The sequence below is a fragment of the Lysinibacillus xylanilyticus genome, from assembly GCF_001183605.1.
Taxonomy (GTDB): domain Bacteria; phylum Bacillota; class Bacilli; order Bacillales_A; family Planococcaceae; genus Lysinibacillus; species Lysinibacillus xylanilyticus.
The window spans coordinates 16,646-35,760 of record NZ_LFXJ01000003.1 but is presented as its reverse complement, the minus strand read 5'-3'; the positions used below and the strand labels follow the sequence as shown (position 1 = coordinate 35,760).

Annotated in this window: 10 protein-coding genes; 3 read left to right on the top strand and 7 right to left on the bottom strand. The window is 36.7% G+C overall.

The window, feature by feature from the left end; genetic code table 11:
• Positions 1-32 precede the first annotated feature (32 nt).
• Entirely contained in the window at positions 33-1,217 is a 1,185-nt protein-coding gene (locus ACZ11_RS02765) for a CaiB/BaiF CoA transferase family protein (protein ID WP_049663571.1), read from the bottom strand.
• Positions 1,218-1,669: 452 nt separating this feature from the next.
• Complete coding sequence (locus tag ACZ11_RS02760; RefSeq protein WP_049663570.1) at positions 1,670-2,581, bottom strand: CAP domain-containing protein; 912 nt, start codon at positions 2,579-2,581, stop codon at positions 1,670-1,672.
• A 619-nt stretch (positions 2,582-3,200) separates the two neighbouring features.
• On the opposite strand from ACZ11_RS02760, the gene ACZ11_RS02755 reads away from it, so the two are divergent.
• Positions 3,201-4,763, top strand: coding sequence for a sensor domain-containing diguanylate cyclase (locus ACZ11_RS02755; RefSeq protein ID WP_049663568.1), 1,563 nt, complete (start codon positions 3,201-3,203; stop codon positions 4,761-4,763).
• Between the two features lie 675 nt (positions 4,764-5,438).
• On the top strand, positions 5,439-9,857 hold the full coding sequence (locus tag ACZ11_RS02750; protein WP_049663567.1) for an S-layer homology domain-containing protein: 4,419 nt from the start codon (positions 5,439-5,441) through the stop codon (positions 9,855-9,857).
• 115 nt (positions 9,858-9,972) lie between these two features.
• Here ACZ11_RS02750 and ACZ11_RS02745 read toward each other — a convergent pair whose 3' ends face one another.
• From ACZ11_RS02745 to ACZ11_RS02725, 5 genes are all read right to left on the bottom strand, one after another.
• A complete protein-coding gene (locus tag ACZ11_RS02745) occupies positions 9,973-11,370 on the bottom strand; it encodes a nucleoside recognition domain-containing protein (RefSeq protein WP_049663564.1) in 1,398 nt (465 codons plus the stop codon).
• Positions 11,342-12,067: a FeoB small GTPase domain-containing protein gene (locus ACZ11_RS02740; RefSeq protein WP_049663561.1), complete on the bottom strand. Its 726-nt coding sequence runs from the start codon at positions 12,065-12,067 to the stop codon at positions 11,342-11,344. The genes ACZ11_RS02745 and ACZ11_RS02740 overlap by 29 nt, the downstream gene beginning before the upstream one ends.
• Positions 12,064-12,324 (bottom strand): FeoA family protein, encoded by a 261-nt coding sequence (locus ACZ11_RS02735; RefSeq protein ID WP_049663559.1) that lies wholly within the window; start codon positions 12,322-12,324, stop codon positions 12,064-12,066. The genes ACZ11_RS02740 and ACZ11_RS02735 overlap by 4 nt, the downstream gene beginning before the upstream one ends.
• A gap of 398 nt (positions 12,325-12,722) precedes the next feature.
• The gene (locus tag ACZ11_RS02730) at positions 12,723-14,024 is read right to left on the bottom strand and encodes a hypothetical protein (protein WP_049663557.1); all 1,302 of its coding nucleotides are present in this window, start codon (positions 14,022-14,024) and stop codon (positions 12,723-12,725) included.
• Positions 14,025-14,472: 448 nt separating this feature from the next.
• Positions 14,473-16,383 (bottom strand): S-layer protein, encoded by a 1,911-nt coding sequence (locus ACZ11_RS02725; protein ID WP_201778494.1) that lies wholly within the window; start codon positions 16,381-16,383, stop codon positions 14,473-14,475.
• Between the two features lie 251 nt (positions 16,384-16,634).
• On the opposite strand from ACZ11_RS02725, the gene ACZ11_RS02720 reads away from it, so the two are divergent.
• On the top strand, positions 16,635-18,737 hold the full coding sequence (locus ACZ11_RS02720) for a methyl-accepting chemotaxis protein (protein ID WP_049663556.1): 2,103 nt from the start codon (positions 16,635-16,637) through the stop codon (positions 18,735-18,737).
• Positions 18,738-19,115: the final 378 nt, after the last annotated feature.

The following is a 19,115-nucleotide window of genomic DNA, read 5'->3' as shown; positions in this document are numbered from 1 at the left end:
ACACCTTTTTTATTTCGTGCAGTTGGCCAATTTTATTCTAAAACCCCTTTGTCCTTTAAGTCAGCAATTTGCTCGACACTATAGCCAAGTGAAGACAACACTTCTTCATTATGCTCTCCAAGCTTGGCACCGACATGCTTGTACTGCGGCTTAACACCGTCAAACTTAAAAGCAGAAGCAATTTGTTTTTGCGTAGTACCGTCGCTTTTAGGAATATCAACAATCATACCACGAGCCTTAAGCTGAGGATGATCGCATGCCTCCGGGAAAGTTAATACAGGTTCGACACATCCCTCGAAATCCTCGTTAAATACTTCAAGCAATTCTTCGTAAGTCTTCGATAAAAACGCATCATGGACAGCTTCTTTAAAACGAATTTGTGTATAGTATGAATCATTAAACGTATTATCAATGAGCTCAGGAATATCAAGCGCCTCACAGAGTAATCTGCGGAATTGAGGTTCAAGACTTCCTACCGAGAAAAATCGGCCATCCTTTGTTTTGTAAAAGTCATAGTAGCTACCACCATTTAAAATTTCCTGCTCAGGCTGAGGTACACGACCGCCGCCAATATAAGCAGAACCATACATAGCATTGAGTGAAAATACAGCATCGGTCATACTTATATCAATATATTGCCCTTCACCTGTTTTTTCACGGTGTAAAGCAGCTGCTAGTACTCCAATTGCTGAATGCATTGTTCCCCCAGCAATATCGGCTAGCTGAACACCCATTGAGACAGGTTTTTTATCTTTATGACGTGAATAATCAAGTATGCCAGCTAATGATAAATAGTTATTGTCATGTCCTGGCCGATTGCTATATGATCCGGTTTGTCCATAGCCTGTAATAGCACAGTAAATAACCTTAGGATTTACTTCTTTTAGTGCTTCATAGCCGATGCCAAGTCGTTGCATGACACCAGGCCGAAATCCTTCGATAATTATGTCGTACTCTTTCACGAGTGACTTAACAATCTTAATAGCTTCAGGAGATTTTAAATTTAATGTTAATGACTTTTTAGAACGATTTAAATGTTGATGAATATACGCCTCGTGATCATCGTCGTAAGGAGGCATAATACGTGTTAAATCTACGCGCTTTGATGATTCAACGTGAATAACCTCAGCGCCTAAATCAGCAAATATCATTGTCGCCATTGGCCCCGGTAGTAATGCAGAAAAATCGAGAATTTTTAACCCCTTTAAAATACCCAAATCTCCCAACCCCTTTTTGTGTAGGCTACATTGTATTCAAAAATGCATTGTAGCGCTTTTCTCATAATCCCCATTTTGTGAAAAGCATGCATCACCACTGTATTGGTACAGAGTGGTGATAAATTATCAGTATTATAACAGAAGAATTGATGGCTTGACTATGTTAATTTTTATTATAGAATATTTAGTTGGAAAATTATATGTCAGAATAACGATAAAAGTAAAAATATTCAGAATGTAGTATTATTTTCATAACATGGGGGTGATTTCGTTCCGATTTGTTCAACCAATCAACTTATAAAAAGGGCATACGTTTATAACTATTATCTGTATCGAAAGCGAAGCGACAGCTACATCCGCTGAAAGAAGTTAAAGCATCCTTACAGATTACGACAAGGCTACAAAAAATCTCTATGCAATAGATTTCTGCATAGAGATTTTTGCCATTCAAATTACTTGGAATAAAAGTTAACTGTATAATAGGGTGCACCGTTGTCTTTAAAACAGACACCAACAAAAATATGTGTAAATTCTTTTCTTAAAATATTTATACGATGTCCTTTGGAATTCATAAGTGCTTCATGGGCAAATATACTATTGGGCTGACCATGTGCTATATTTTCGCCATACCAATAGTGATTAACTCCACCAGCAGTGAGGCGGTCATTGGAATGATTACCTTTATGATCTTCATGACTAAAAAATTGATGTGTGATCATATTGCTACTATGCTGCCGAGCAATAGGGTTACACCCTTTGTCATAAAAGAGTGGTTGCAATCCTTCTATAGCCCGCTCATGGTTAATAAGATCAACCATTAAATCTTCAAGTCCTGTTCGTAATTCATAGGAAGGCATACTATAATAACCACATTTACTTAATTCGGTTTTAGCATTTATCCAAATAATAGAACGAACAATATTGTTTTTGTGTAAATCATAGAAAAAAGTAACATAGTGACCATCAATCAAATAGGTCCCATGTGTAGTATTGCCTTCACAATCATTGTAATTGAGCAAATAGCTTGTATTTTGATAGTGAATGTCTCTAAGTGGAAGACCGTATTTTCTTTTCACATCTATTCGGTTAGAACCGATAGGAATACCAAATACGCTATGTCCAGTACGTGTTTCATATCCTCCGACCTCATTGGAATTATGCTTTCCTAAGAGGGAAAATTGGGGGTAGTCCATCTCTACTTGATGCCATTTCATTTTATATTCACTTTGAAAGCTAGATAGTGACAAAGTTTTTTGTGTATTTGTTACTTTTGTACGAGCTGACTTATTTGGATTGAGAGAAGTATTCGTCCAAAGAGCCATACTAAAACCAACCATTATTGGAGCTACTTTGCGTAACAACATATTTAAACCCTCTTTTAATAATAAATTTATAATAAAAATCTATCAAAATAATAAAAGCTTTATAGATATAAAATACTATATATTTGTCCCGTTAACGATGCTAAATATCTGGAACTTCACCTACTTTATGGCTTACTAAAGGATAATATTTTTTAAAATGTGTGATATTTATATATAAGTTGATTGGAGTGGAGGCTGGGCAACTCCTTGGGGATTAGCGTCACGGATAGGACCCTGGAGCGAGCACATAGAGGAACAAAGGCTAAGAGCATCACGTCCTGTGATAATGCCTTCGTGACCAACATTGTGTTGGCCCAAGTGGCTCATCGGACGCCCCTAGGAAGCTTTGCTCTGTGCGAAAGCGAAGCGTCAGCAACAATGTTTTATCTGCGCGTCAGCCGCAAATGTTTTCTGTAGCGACAGCTACAAAGCGCTCAACCGGAACGGAAATCAACCCCACGTTTTAGTGGCGAGCATTATTTTTGTTGTAGAGGGCCATGAAAAGTACTATTTTTACAAATACTTTTTTCTTATTAAAAGAAATTTTCTTAATAAGGAATTTTTTTGTGCTTTAATAGAATAAGAGAGGAAATTATAAACTAGGGGTAAAAGATAGAAGATGAAATCAAAACAGATAAAGTTAAAGTATTTAATCATGGGTGTTGCCATGGCTGCTTTTTTCTTAACAGGAATTGGTAGCGTTTGGAGTGGTTACCGTATGAATGTTGCTTCGATTAAAGAAAATACGCTTGAAACGAATCGAGTATATGCACAAAAATTAGCAACAACCGCAAGTTCTTATCTTGAAGAATCTTTTCAGATTTTAGGGTATAGCGCCAGTACGATAAAGACGAAAATGCATGATAACAATGCATTGATTCAGGAAACAGAGCGTTTAAAAAACCAAAATAACATGTTTAACTCTGTTCTTATCACAAATGCAAAAGGTCTTGTTTTATCTATTTCACCACCATCTGAAGAGGTACAAGGTGAAGTATTAACATCAGTTGGAGCGAAAGAGGCTCTATCTAAAAGGGAACCTCTTGTCTCAAAGCCTTATAAGGGAATGACAGGGCGTCTCCTTATTTTTATATCGTATCCTATATTTTCAGAGACAAATGAATATTTAGGAATGGTAGCAGGAACAATTTATTTAAAGGAACGAAATGTTTTCAATGATTTACTCGGAGAGCATTATTATCATGATGGTTCATATGTCTACGTAGTTGATTCTGATGGTCGCGTTATCTATCACCAGGACCCAAGCCGAGTTAATGATATTGCTATCGATAATAAAGTTGTCCAAGCAGTGGTTTCAGGAAAAAATGGGGCTCAGCAAGTATTGAATACTAGAGGAGTGGAAATGCTTGCTGGTTATAGCAACGTACCTTTAACAGGCTGGGGAGTAGTTGCTCAAAGACCGTTAAATGTAGCATTAGCTCCTTCATTTGATAGAGTGCAGGATGTAGCTATAAAATCCATTCCGCTTATGCTAATTTCAATTTTTATTGTCCTTTGGATGGCCGCACGTATTGCTAATCCTTTACAGCAATTAGCTACTTTAACAGAGGAGAGCATGGAATCAAAAAATGTAGAAGGCTTGAAATCTGTACGTAGTTGGTATTTTGAAGCTCACTATCTAAAAAGTGCACTCATTCGGAGTTTGACATTTTTACAGGGGCAGGTGTCCTATTTTAAAGATCAATCTACAACAGATCCGTTAACAGGTGTAACCAATCGTCGCACAATGGATGCGATGCTAGCTGAGTGGCTTGAAAAGGATTTGCCACATGCCTTAATCTTACTTGATTTAGATCATTTTAAAAGTGTTAATGATACATATGGGCATGCTGTAGGTGATAAAGTTTTACAATTTTTAGCTAAAAATATGAAAGCAGTCGCTCGTAAGGGAGATGTTTGCTGTCGCTACGGTGGTGAGGAATTTGTAATGTTATTGCCAACTACCACTGCTGAGGAAGCGGCACAGGTGGCCGAGCAACTACGCGATATTTTGACACATACTATAAGTCCTTGTGGTCGCCCAGTTACATTATCAGCAGGTGTTGCAGTGTATCCACAAATGGCTGATACGACAGAAAAGTTAATTGAAGCAGCGGATGGTGCGCTGTATCTTGCAAAACAAGCTGGACGGAATCGAGTCATAGTAGCAGAACAAGAATAAATAAAAAAATAAAAAAATGTTTTGAAATAGGCATACATTTCTAATTTTTGGGGTACATGATTAATGCAACGATCATTTGGGCAAACTATTTTTAAGTCATTCCCCATATGACTTGTAAATCCTGTTCAAATGATACGTAAACTCGGGACACATCTCTCGATCGACTTGACAAGATGTAAGGTTATCCCCCTTTCCCTTTATGACATCACAAGTACGACTAGATGTATGCCTATATATCGTTAAAGCCAAGTAAGCACCGATGCTCCTTGGCTTTTTTTATGTGGGGTTAAAAGTAAAATGGTTTGGATGAAACTGAAATTGTTCCGATAAAACGAGTAAATATTCCGATAAAAGCTAAAATTGTTCCGATAAAATGAGATTTTGTTCCGATAAATCTTCAAAGTATTCAATTCATCACAATAACGTGGAGCTGATTTTCGTTCCTCTGTTGCTAATCCCCACTGAGTCGCCCAGTCTCCACTCCAATCGGTTAAACAAATGTCTTCTCTAACTTTTGATAATAAACTTTTTATGTTATTGCCTAATTTTGTTAACGATTTTCTTCCAGTATTTTAGAATTATCTATGAAGGTTCACTATCTACCTGTCGATATAAAGGGTATGATGAAAATGATATTTTGAACGTATCAAATACATAGATGAAAGGAAGAGTGGGATGGATAAAACAAAAGTCCAAAAAGTGAATAAAGCACTTATAGCAACTGTTTTTGCTACTAGCGGGATTGCTGTTGTAGTGCCACCACCGCAAAAGGCAGCTGCAGCTTCTTCACCATTTACGGATGTTGACCCATATTCAAGTCATTATAACGATATTTTAAAACTATACAATGAAGGTGCGATTAGTGGGTATGCAGACCAAACTTTTCGACCAAATCAAAGTGTAACACGTGGTCAGGCGGCAAAAATGCTGGCAACTGTTTTAAACTTAGATTTGAAAAATGTCCAAGATCCATATTTTAAAGATGTCCCAAAAAACAGTGAGTATTACAAGTACGTAGCTGCTTTACAAAATGCAGGAATCATGTCTGGGTATTCAAACGGAACATTTATGCCTAATGAAGTAGTTACACGAGGGCAATTAGCGAAAATTTTAGTGCTTGGCTTTAAATTTGAGGTAGCATCTGATTACAACAATAGTTTCAAAGATGTAACTAGCCAAACAAGCAACGCCATCTATATCCAAACTTTAGTAGATTTAAAGATTACGGAAGGGACAACGTCTGTCGCTTTCTCACCATTTAATGCGGTTACACGTGGACAATTTTCATCCTTTATTGTGCGTTCACAAGAGAAAAAGGGCAATGCCACATCTTTCAAAATTACAGGTGTTGAAGACGACACTATCTACATAAATGGCGAGCCTTACTCAGTTCCAAAAAGTCTCTCGCATATTTTTAACGAAGATAATGCACCGGTATTAAAAGGAGCACTTATTGAAGGGGATCTTTCAGGTAAAACCATTCGCTCTGTATCAAAGCTTACATTGAATGCAAGTGGGACAAGTTCAAGATTTCTAGAGTTTGATGGTAATCATGGGTCCTTTGGTGGGACAATCGTTGTTAATGGGAACTATATTGAATTTTCAAATGTTACCCTGACTGGCACTATGCTTGTCAACGAAACGGTACGTCCACCTTTACAATTAGGCGTTTCCTACTATAAGCCATTATCTCTTGGCCGTATAGCAAGCACTAATACTGCATTTATCAACTGGTCTAATCCAGATAATCCAAATGATGAAGGCTCGTCCTCATCCAATAACGGTCCAGCAACAGATCTTCAAAATTGGACAGATCAGAATTCCGACAAGAATCCTGATAAAAACAAGCCATTTGTGAATTGGTCTAAAGATAAAGTGACGATGAAAAATGTTGAAAAACATATTGAATTTTATAACAGCACTGTATCACGACTTGTTGTCTCTCAAAGCGGTACAAAAATCGAAACAAATATGAAGCTACCACGTGTAGACATCATCGGGAATGTTCGTGAATTTGAGATTCAAGGAAATATCGGCACACTAAACCTTGATACAGAAACGAAGCTGACAATTTACGGAGATGGCAATATTGACTGGATTAACTACAATAGCTATACAGATTTAGAGCTATATCTAGATGGTCGTGTAGGTGTTCTGTATGTTGATAATGTATACGGTTGGGTTGATATTGGAGATTACACGTATGTTGACAAAGTGATTATACCGAAGGGCGAGGGACCGAATAATATCTTCGACGACTTCTTAGAGGATAAAGATAATATCGGCAATATTGTAGATGAAGACGGTAAACCAGTCGATAAAGACGATATTGATAAACAAAACCCAGCTGATAAAACAAAACCTTTAATCGACATTACGAATGTATCAGTTTTAAGTGGTAGTGATGTTCAGGTTGATTTCACTTCAGATAAAGTTGGAACTTACTACTATATTGTTCGTGAAAAAGGCGCCGATGCACCGACGAAAAAAGAGATGGTAAATCGCATTTCTACTGACAATGCAGCACATGGAACGAGCGCAGCAGTGAATGGCAAAAACACTATTAAAATCACTAATTTGGGTGAGAAAAAAGAATATGTTGTTTATGTGATGGTTGTTGATGGAGCGAAAAATGTTTCGGATATTAAATCACAAGAATTCAAAATGAAAGATACTATACCACCTGTAGTGATACTTAAACCTATAATAGCACTTCCAGGAGGAAAAAGAGCAGAAGCAACATTTAGTTCAACAAAACCTGGGGAATATTTCTATATAGTACGTAAAAAATCGACTAACGCTCCTGCACCAACGGCTGAGGAAGTTGCAAAATCAACAAATAAGGGTAAGGTTACTGGCAATACTGCCGCCGAGTTAATAAAGAAAATAATGCTAGAAAATCTTGAGGCCGAAACAGAATATGACTTCTTTATAGTGATGAAGGATGACTCAGGTAATCTATCAAAGGTAGCTACAACAAAGTTCACAACACTTGCGTTAGATGAAATACATCCATTTGTAGAGAAGGCGAAACTTGAATCTACTGATGGAAAGGTAAATCAATTTTACATTTATCTAAATGAAGCATTAGACCCTAAAAGCGCTCGAGATGTAAATAACTACGATTTATCAGGAACAGTTATCGTCAATACGACAGGTCAGAAAAAAATTAAACCCTCTGCTGTAGAGTATAAAGAAGGCGATAAAAAAGTATTATTAACAATTCCATCAGAAACAGGTTTTGTTTATGGAGATACATTACGTGTAACTGTACTACCTGGTGTTAAGGATTTGGCAGGCAATGAATTTGAAAATACCAATACTGTTGAACCTGGTAAAAATGTTCGAAACTTTGCAGAATACGTGCATGTAATATATGATGAACCGATGATTTCTAATTTAATGGTTGTTGGGAAACCAGACCAAGATGAAAAATATAAACGAGCTGAGGTACAATTTGAGCCAAATAAAGCAGGGACGTACTATTACATGGTGTTACCTGATACGGTCGTAGACAATAATGAAACGAAAACATTTGAACAATATTTAAAAGATAAAGGCATTACGAAGAGAGATTTCTATAATGAATTTGCGACTAATTCATCATTAAAATCAGGCTACTTCCAAATAGGCGGAAAAGATATTTATATTGAAATTGGCTCTGGTCCGGCCGACTTAGAAGAGAAAACAAAGAAATTCCCTATTGTAATTGATAAAAATAAACTAAATCCATTTATAAGCTATTCGGTTCATATGGTATTAAAAGACCGTGGTGGCGATCTTTCCGATATAGTGTCTAAAGAAATATTTGGGGATTCAAAAGCACCATTAGTTACTGATTTAGAGATTAAGTCTGGGACTGCAAAAAAAGGTCCTGACGATACGAAAGCCACTGTAAGTTTCAGTACAGATGAGACAACAGATCTGCATTACTGGTTCGTACCAAAGAAAAATGCTGATGGAACAGATAATCCGGATGCAAAGCTAACTATTGACACGGCAGCAGAAAGAAAAACATTAGAAGACAAGCTTAAATCAAGTCCTGTAGTTAAAAAAAGTGGAAAAGGTGCGTCTGGACCTTTAGATTTGACAGGGGTTATTTTAACACCACATACCGAATATGTTGTTTATTTAGGTGCACAGGATACGTATGGTAACTTTACGGTTTATAAAGCCAATACAAATGGAAATCACGATGAATCAAATGATGGTTGGATGAAACAAGATTTCTATTCCGATGGCACACCACCACGTTTTGAGATGACGGTTGATAAAGAAAAGAAACGCAATATTGTATATCGAAATCTAGATGATACGTTTACGATTTCATTCAGTGAAGCCATAATGCGTGATGAAAAAGGCGATTCTTCTATTAAAGATCTAAGTCTATTAACAATTACAGACGACGCGGGTCAAGATATTACTTCACAATATCAATTTGTTAAGTATACACAGGGGAAAGCGACAACAGATGAAAGTCAGTTAATTATTAAACCAACTGCCTCTGGTACGTCGGACAAATCATTTACTGTGAAGATGAAAGATGATATAGCTCGTGATTACATTATTTCAGGCTCTGAAGGTAATAAGTTTGATTTAGCTGACTTCGGTAAGTATGTATATCCAGGTAAAGATGCATATAACACAATGAGTTATGCTAACTTAACAGGAAATGTTGAGGGCGTACTAGCAGAATACAATTCAACAACAATGAATGTTTCTATAAATATTCTGACACTGCTTGAATTAAACCAAGAATATTTCTATGCGGTTACTATGGCGAATAAAACAACATTAGACCCGCAATTAATAATAGATAGTGTTAAGAATAATAAACCGGCCGATAGTGGAATATCTTCATTTGGTAAAGGTTCTATTAAAAAAGCAGCAGATGGTAGTGCAATCTTACCTCTTGTAGCTAACCCATCTACTACCCCTGGTGGAGTTAAGAATGTGTTTAAAACTGGTCAAAGAGTATTTTTATTCACAAAAGATCAATATGGAAATATTGTCTGGGCTTATCAAAAAGAGACGAATGGTACAGGCCATACTTCACAACAATATGTTGAAATCCAGTATTCACCTAAACCATAAAAAAGAAGCAAAGCTAGAGAATTCTTATGTCGAATTCTCTAGCTTTTTTACATCAAATTTCAAGCTAAATTCTGAGAATGAAAAAAGAGGGGCTTTTAAACAGCCCCTCCCATCCTCACACCCAACCAAAAGCACGAGCAACTGTCGCCGTTAGCCAAGTCACGCCAATGGCAATAACAGTTGGAATTAAAAATGACATAAATGTCCACTTTGGACTTTTTGTTTCTTTATAAATATTGACTAAAGTCGTTCCACAAGGGAAGTGTAGCAGAGAGAATAACATCATATTTAAAGCTGTTAGCCACGTCCAGCCTTGGTCAATAAACACTTGTTTTAGTTTCGATAAATCCTCAATTTCCAGCATAGCTCCTTGAGATAAATACGCCATAATTAGGATAGGGATAACAATTTCATTGGCTGGTAGCCCAAGAATGAATGCAGCCATAATAAAGCCATCCATACCAAGAGCCTGACCAAATGGATCTAAAAAGTTAACAAAGTGCATTAGAATACTTGTATCACCAACATAAATATTAGCGAATACCCAAGTCAAAATAGAGGCAGGCGCTGCGACGATAACTGCTCTTTTTAATACATACCATGCTTTATCAAGACTTGCTCTTAAAATTGTATTCCAGAACTTTGGTTTTCGGAATGGTGGAAGCTCTAATGTGTAATGGGTTGGTACACCCTTTAAAGCTGTTTTAGAAAGAATCCAGGACACAGATAATGTCACAACGACACCCAACATAACAAATCCTATTAAAATACCCGCTGTTACAAGTGTACCTGTTGCACCTGAAAAACCAGTTACCATAAATAATGATGCTAATAAAATAAGTGTCGGCCATCTCCCGTTACAAGGAACAAAATTGTTCGTTAAAATGGCTAACATTCGCTCACGAGGAGATTCTATAATTCTCGTAGACAGGATAGCAGCAGCATTACAGCCGAAGCCCATTGCCATTGTTAATGATTGCTTCCCGTGTCCTCCTGCCCGTTTAAATAAGCGGTCCATGTTAAATGCTACACGTGGAAGGTAGCCGTAGTTTTCTAAAAGAGCAAAGATAGGGAAGAATATTGCCATAGGCGGTAACATAACACTAATAACCCACCCGGTACCTCTAAACAACCCAAGTACCAAAATGCCGTGTAGCCATTCTGGTGCGTGCATTGTTTCAAAAAGAATTGTTAGCTTACCCTCTAGATAGCCAAATAAGCTTGCTATCATATCTGATGGTACGTTTGCGCCAGCAATAGTAATGTAAAAGATAGCCCCAAGCATGATAAGCATAATAGGGAATCCCCAAATGCGGGATGTGAAAATTTCATCTAATTTATCAGATCTGTACATGGCAGAGTGCTGCTGCGATACTACTTTTTTGCATAAAGATTTGCTTTTAGTATAAATATCACTAACGATTTCATCTCGAATATCCTCATTCGAAACTTCATTTACTTCAGCTAAAATCCCCTTAAGTACACTATGATTTAACACTGACTGGGACTCCATTCGTTCTCACCTCGTGCTGTTTATTATTCTTATGATTTTGTAGTTTTAAAATCAATTCTTCATCACCATCAAGTAAGCGAAGGGCAACCCATCTTGATGGATATTTTTCATCAAAATAACCTTCTAATTTCGATTCTACCTTTGTAATGGCTTCTTCTATTTCTTTCGAATATTTCATACGATACGGAGTTGTAACAATTTGCCCCTTCACCAGTTGACTTAATGTATCGAGCAATCGATTAATACCTTTTTTATTTCTCGCCGATATTTTTACTACTGGGACGCCTAGCTCACGAGCCAATCTCTTTTCGTCAATTCGGATACCTTTTTTCTCAGCTTCATCGATTAAATTGATACAAATGATGACATTATTAGTCATTTCTAAAACTTGGAGTGCAAGATTTAAATTTCTCTCTAATGATGTTGCATCAAGCACAACAATTGTTGCATCCGGTTGGTCAAAAATAATATAGTCTCTTGCGACTTCTTCATCTGCTGAATTGGAAAATAGAGAATAGGTCCCGGGTAAATCCACGAGAATATATTGCTCTCCTTTGTGTTCAAAAGATCCTTCAGCATGAACAACCGTTTTCCCTGGCCAGTTCCCGGTATGCTGCTTCAATCCCGTTAATGTATTAAATAATGTACTTTTACCTGTATTTGGGTTACCTGCTAAAGCTATTCTATTTACTCTCACTTTGTATTCCCCCTAACAATTTCGCCCAGAATCATAGAGCTTTCATCATGACGTAATGCAATCGTTGTATTGCTTACACGATAAGCAACAGGGTCTCCTAAAGGACTTTTACGAAGAACAGAGATTTCTGCTTCTTTTACAAAGCCTAAATCCAATAATCTTCTTCTTAAAGGGCCTTTAATGTTTATTTCTTTTATTAAAAAGCAATCTCCAAACGAGCATTCAGAAAGAGGTTTTAATGTCTTTTCCATAAGCATCTTTTATTCCTTTCTATAATAATATTTCCCGAACATCATATTGTTTCTATAAGGAAACTTTAATATTGATTATGCCTGTTTTATGACAAATGTCAATAGTTTTCTGAAAATTTTAGGGAAATTGCGAAAACGGAGCATACTACTTAATCAGTTGTTGGACCAAGCAATGTTGAAAAAAAGGGGAACTGTTTGGTGTGCCAAAAAGTTGGTGATGTAATGATAAAAAAGGTCCTCTTAATGATGTATTAGTGTAAGTAGGATTTCGTTACAGGTGCCCATAGAGTTTTGAAAGAAGAGTCTCTGCTTTGAAGAAGCGATGGTGGAGCAGAAAAAATACATATTAAAACCCTCTGCAAATAATAAAGTATTGGCAGAGGGTCATAATTTCCACTAGTGGATTAATAATTAATTTGGAATGAACCAGGGGTATTTGTTTGAATGAAATGGCGATTTCCTTCTACTGTGTAATCAGCTGGCACTTGTTTGCCAGAGTCATAGGTACGAACGATGGAAGCGTTTTGTGATAAATTATCGATAATGATTTCCATATTCGCCTCAAATTCAACTGTTTTTTTATTTAATGTTGCCTGGAATGTGATACGATTCGAACTTTTTGTAATTTTAATTTCCATAACACCAGTATCCTCATTAAGAAGAGTTCCTAGTGGTGGAATAATAACAGTCATATTGGATTTTGTTGTTAAAACGAAGCGCTCTGTATTATTTTCCGTGTCGGCAACGTTTATTTTTGCTGTATAGGTATTTTTGTTTTTAGTCATAGCAGTAATTTTACCAGGTACGGCTGCTGTATCCGATAAAATTGGCGTTTTTGTCCCGTTCCCTTTAGTCGGTAGATCATATTTTCCGTTTACAAAGTCTACTAAAGTCCAGACATTAGGCACAAGCTGCTGCTGCACAGGTGTTAAAGCCTCGAAGGCTGTTTTCGCTGCCTGTACATCTTGAGCAGTAGACGTTTTAGGCGATAAAGCTGCAATTGCGTTTTCCACGTCCTTAGCTGCCGCCTTATCCTTCGCAACAAGCTGTTCAGCATCTAATAACGTCTTTTCGATACCAGCCGGTAAATAGACGTATGTAAATCTGCGTAGTGCATTAAGCTCAGCTCTAGCATCAGCAACATCTTGATGGAAGGTAATGCGAGAAGAGTTTAATAATTGGATTTTATTGATCACTTTATCGACAGATGTATTTGGCGTGATGTAGGATGTCAGTATTTTTTGTGATTCCGCACTCACAAATGTCTTTTGCGCTGCATTTAACGTATTGTACCAATCTTTCGTTTCTATAACATTTTGGTAGTAATTTACAGAAGTTGGGTCTACTGAAGCTAATTTCTCATCAATTTGTGCAGCAAGCTTACGATACGCTACTCTCGTCTGTTGATGATTTGATAACGTTGAATAGTTCGTGACATACTGTTTTTCCGTTTCAGTTAAATCATTGTAGGCTTTGATGGCTGCTTCTAAATTTGTTTGGAATGAAGCGGTTGTATCATTAATGTTTGAAATAAGTCGATCAACATTCGCAACGTTATAGTTGTAGTAATAAGTATTGTTGTATATGTAAGCAGTTTTTACATGTCCCGTAATATCAGCAGCTGATGCTGACGTAGTAGGTGCAGTATAGATAAGTGAAGGGACCGCAACTAGGGCGAGTAAGGCTAGTTTTCTTTTGTTTTTCATGATACGGGAAACCTCCTATTTGGTTTTGGATAAGTGTGATGGCTAAATCATAGGATTTTTATCCTAGATGAAATCTTTGATTGCGTCGAGAATATCCTAATATATGTTGATAAACCAATTTTAGCATATATTAGTCTTCTTTTATGTATATTTTGAGTGAATAGGTAGATAGGTTGTGCATTTTTAAAAACATTTTGTGTCTTATGTACTTATGGGCATATGAAAGGTAAGCAGATCGCTTTTTTAATAGAGACGGATAGAATCGCAAGAATGGTTGATAGTTAACGAAAATGCTGCAGGAACAATTAGTAGTAGAGCCAAGTGAGGGAGTTGAACAATGGTATAAGGACTAGAGAAAAATGAGTATGATTTCGCTGATAGATAGTTGAGATTTAATTTTATATGAGAATGAAAAAGGACTCGACATTGTGCCGAGTCCTTTTCTATTTTATCGTTGTTTACCTGAACTTTGGACATCATTATAGATGGTGATGGCCTTGTTTAAACTGTTAATAGCATCTGTCACCTCGTATGAAGAAGCATAGTAGTTATTAACAACAGATTGAGCGTGTTGAACTGCTTTTTCTAGGTCACGTTTTTCTCGTTCAGTAGTCCATAGTTCATAATAGGGGATATCAGTGCCATCTCCATTTGCAGAAACTTTTACATACTGAACCGAATTAATGAGTGATTGTAGCCAAGATTTATCAACGTAATGCCAAGAATTCACACCGGATTTATAATTACTCCTATATGTTGAAATAGCATTATTTAAATAATTATATGCAGACGAAATATCTGATAGAGACGAGTAGCTATTGTTTGCAATATTTTGTGCGTATGAAACGGCAGAAATTAGAGCGTCTTTTTCACTTTGCGTCGTCCAAATTACATTGGAGGATAATTCAGATCCATTCACAGAAACGGTTACATACTGAACAGAGTTAATAAGTGATAAAAGAGCAGATCGATCGGCATTCGTTTGATAAGTAGTACCATATTTTTGCACATTCTTATAAATAGTGATAGCGTAGTTTAAATTGCTAATTGCATTTGTGATATCAGACTGTGTTGCATAGTAATTATTTACAACATATTGAGCAGATGAAACGGCAGAGGTTAAAGCGTCCTTCTCACTTTGCGTCGTCCAAGGTACATATGACGCTACGTCATTACCATTGTTCCAAGAAACCGTTACATACTGAACTGAATAGATTAGCGATTGTAGTGAAGACTTATCACCATAGACATATTTTGTTCCATATTTTTGCACAGCTTGATAAACGCTTAATGCAGTTTTGTACTGTGTAATAGCATTGTTTACTTGTTCCTGAGAGGCGTAAGAATTATTAACTACTGCTCTTGCACTGCTTACGGCAGATTCGAATGTTGCACGTTCAGCCTGGGTTGTCCATTTCTCTGTTGTTGAAACGTCATACCCATTAACAGATATTGTAACGTACGGAGGCGATGCTACTAAATTACTTAGCTCAGTTTTATTCAAAACTGGTAATGCCACAGAGGCTTTTTTATCATCCACCTGGACTTTGTTAATTAGATGCCCTGAATTTAATGCCACCTTTGCCCCATGCTTGACAACCACTTGCTCAATTTTACCTTTTCCGTAAAGGCTGAAGTCTTTCTCAACATCGATAATAAGTTTATCAACATTGGCTGTAACTTCAAATGCTGTAACTTTACCAACTACTTCAATTTTCGAAATAGCTTTGTCAGAAGTGACACTTACTTTAGTGCGCTTTAAGTTCATATTTGGAGATTTAATATCTTTTAGAGAAACATTTAACCAATTAATATTTCGAATCAATACAGGTTTAAAAGTAATTGTATCCCCAATAGTAACGTCATCAATTGTAATTGCATTCTTCACACGATTAGTTACAATAAGCTCATCTTCAATAGTTACATTTTGAACTTTTACATAATCCGCATTTACAGTTAGGCTTCCTTCAATTTGTGCGTCACCACCATCAAAATATACCGTATTATTTTTTGTACCAGCTTTAGTTAATGTTAGTGCTGTAACACTTGTAATTTCGCCGTTATTTACGACAATTGTAGCTTGGGCATTCTTCAGTGCAGTGCTATTCGCTGTATTAAAAAGATGCTTCAGCGTCTGACTAATATTAAATTGGCCATTGGATGTCAGTACTTTATCTTTAGTGATACTGGTAATGGTAACGGTTTGCTCCTTTGTTTTGGCTGCAGCTACTTGTGCATCAATTTGAATTGAGTGGTTTAAAGATGAAACATTTGAAGCAGCGTTTGCATGTGAAACTGGCAAAACTAAGGTTGCTGTAATAGCTGTTGCCATAAAAGCTGATAACGCTTTATTCTTCAAGTTAATCACTCCAATCATAGTATTTTGTAGATAATATATCATATATTTCAATATTATAGTATATAATGGGTATGTTTTACTAGATAACCAAATTGGTGGATAATTAGTCCTTTTTTTATGCGGTATGGATTTTCGGTATATATACATTCAAATTCTCTATAAAACGGCAAAATTCTACTTGGTTTGTTAAATATCTTGTTGTGATACGACCTGCCATCCATTATCATTATGTATAAAAATGGGGTGTTGTGATGGGGAAATCTAGGAGTATTGCTTTAAAGCTATCAGCTCTAATTATAGGGTTATTTTTAGTGTTATTTATTACATATACCGTTATTGTAGGCGTTATTTTGAAGAATCAAAGTGTTGATGATGCAGAAAGTGCAACATTGGAAACTGCTGAGTATTCGGCAGCAAAGATGAGTGAGCGCTTTAAAAAAGTAAACACGACTTTACTTACGACGAAACGTATAGTTGAGGGCATGGAGAAAAAAGGCAAGCTTTCCGCAGAAGACATAATAGATATGATGGAAACTAACTTAGTTAATAATGAAGATTTACTTGGTGTAGGAGCTGTTTTTGAAAAGAATTCTACAAATATAGAACCGACTATAAGTTCTACTTTAGTGGATTCAAAAAATCGCTTTATACCTTATTTAAGTAAGGATGGAAATGGAATAACAACGAATTCTCTTGAAGGCATCGAAGACAAGAGTATTTCCGAATGGTATTGGATACCAAAAGAAGAAGGAAGATCCGTTCTAACGGAACCATATGATTATAAAATAAATGGACAAACAGTACTAATGACAACGATTGCTGTTCCATTAGTTGATGCTTCGGGGTCAATTTTTGGCACATTGACGGCTGATATAGCTATTGATTATTTAAAAGGATTAACAGAGTCCGTAAAACCGGATGGTGGCTATGCAGCTATTATTACTAATAATGGAGTTTTAACTGCAAATAGCTTTGGTGAGTCATTAGATGGGTTAAATATGCAGGATAATTTGGACTGGACAAGCATTAAACAAACAATGGATAGTGGCGAGCTAAAAAGTATGTATTTGGGTTCCGACGAGCTTAAGGAAAATTCATTTAACGTTTTTGCTCCGATGAATTTAGATGGAATTGATGAAACTTGGACTGTACAAATAGTGCTACCAAAATCCAAAATATTAGAAACCTATAATCATGTGCTTGTTTTTACCATTATAGCGTCAATTATTATAGTCGTTTTAATGACCGTCGCTAGTGCATTGTTTATCTATAAATTACTGAAACCATTAAAGTTTTTACGTACATCTATTGAAACAGCAGCAGATGGAGATTTAACTCAAAAAGTTGATGACAAATATATTAAGCCTGATGAAATTGGTGCTGTTGCATTAGCTTATAATAATATGTTGGATCAAACGAATAGCGCCATTCAAACGGTGCTGAATGCTACGAAATTACTTAATCAATCATCAAATCATGTTCATGAGGCGTTTAATGAAATAGTTGCTTCAAGTCAAGAAGTCTCAGTAGCTATTAATGAAATTGCACTGGGAGCATCAAAGCAATCTGAGGATACAGAAGAAACCAATTATCGGATGATTGATTTATCCGATCAAATTGATACTATTACAACGCTTTCAAATGAAATGGATGAGCTGTCGATTAAAACAAAAGCAACCACAGACAAAGGGATGAAAGAAGTCGAAAGCTTACGTGAACGTAATTCAGAAACGAATGTAATGAATGGACGTATTCAGCAGCAAATGGAGTCATTGGCGTCTAATATTGCCAATATCAATCAAATTATAGCGTCTATTCAGGGTATTACCGAGCAAACAAATCTATTAGCCTTAAATGCAAGTATAGAAGCTGCTCGTGCTGGTGAACATGGTAAAGGTTTTGCAGTTGTCGCCGAGGAGGTACGAAAGCTAGCGGAGCAATCCAGAAATGAAACAGAGGTTATTAAGCAAACGGTAGATAGCATTCTTAAAAACTCTCAGCAAACAGTTGCTGTCATTGCCTCAAACGCGAGCTTAATACAAGCTCAAAATGAGTCAGTACAAAGCACGGAGGTTGCATTTAAAGACAATAGTGAGCTTTCTAGTTCTATTGCAACGTCAATAAGTGAGTTAATGACTAAACTTTCTCATATGTTAGAGCATAAAAATCAAGCGATTATGGCAATCCAAAGTATTTCTGCTATTTCTGAGGAGACTGCTGCATCTGCAGAACAGGTAAGTGCATCTTCTATTGACCAACAAGCGGAACTACAAAAGGTTGCAGAGTCCATCAATAATGTGAACGAGATTTCAAAAGAATTACAAGAGGTCGTTAATCGCTTTAAGCTTGCTTAACTTCTTTCAGCAAATGTTTTATGTAACGAAAGTGAAACGGCAGTTACAAATGTTTTATGTAGCGAAAGCGAGGCGGCAGCTACAAATGTTTTATGTAACGAAAGCAAAGCGACAACAATAGGGTTTTATCTGTGCGAAAGCGTAGCGACAGCAACAAGTTTGCTTTCTGTGCGAAAGCGAAGTGACAGCAACAACAACACACGACTGAGTGACCAACATCACGTTGGCCCAAAGCCTCCGGCGGATGTTACGGAATCGGAAAGGAGTTAATAAAGGATGTTAGCCTAAAATCATCGCATCCGTGCGATAACGTCTAACTGACCTGCATCGGTAAAAGCGCCACGTACTGTGGCATTACCGAAATGACCGACATCGTGT

Coding starts and splice junctions, on each gene's coding strand:
- ACZ11_RS02735 (WP_049663559.1), bottom strand. CDS start 12,324: ATGCTTATGGAAAAGACATTAAAACCTCTTTCTGAATGCTCGTTTGGA.
- ACZ11_RS02755 (WP_049663568.1), top strand. CDS start 3,201: ATGAAATCAAAACAGATAAAGTTAAAGTATTTAATCATGGGTGTTGCC.
- ACZ11_RS02720 (WP_049663556.1), top strand. CDS start 16,635: ATGGGGAAATCTAGGAGTATTGCTTTAAAGCTATCAGCTCTAATTATA.
- ACZ11_RS02745 (WP_049663564.1), bottom strand. CDS start 11,370: ATGGAGTCCCAGTCAGTGTTAAATCATAGTGTACTTAAGGGGATTTTA.
- ACZ11_RS02730 (WP_049663557.1), bottom strand. CDS start 14,024: ATGAAAAACAAAAGAAAACTAGCCTTACTCGCCCTAGTTGCGGTCCCT.
- ACZ11_RS02750 (WP_049663567.1), top strand. CDS start 5,439: ATGGATAAAACAAAAGTCCAAAAAGTGAATAAAGCACTTATAGCAACT.
- ACZ11_RS02760 (WP_049663570.1), bottom strand. CDS start 2,581: ATGTTGTTACGCAAAGTAGCTCCAATAATGGTTGGTTTTAGTATGGCT.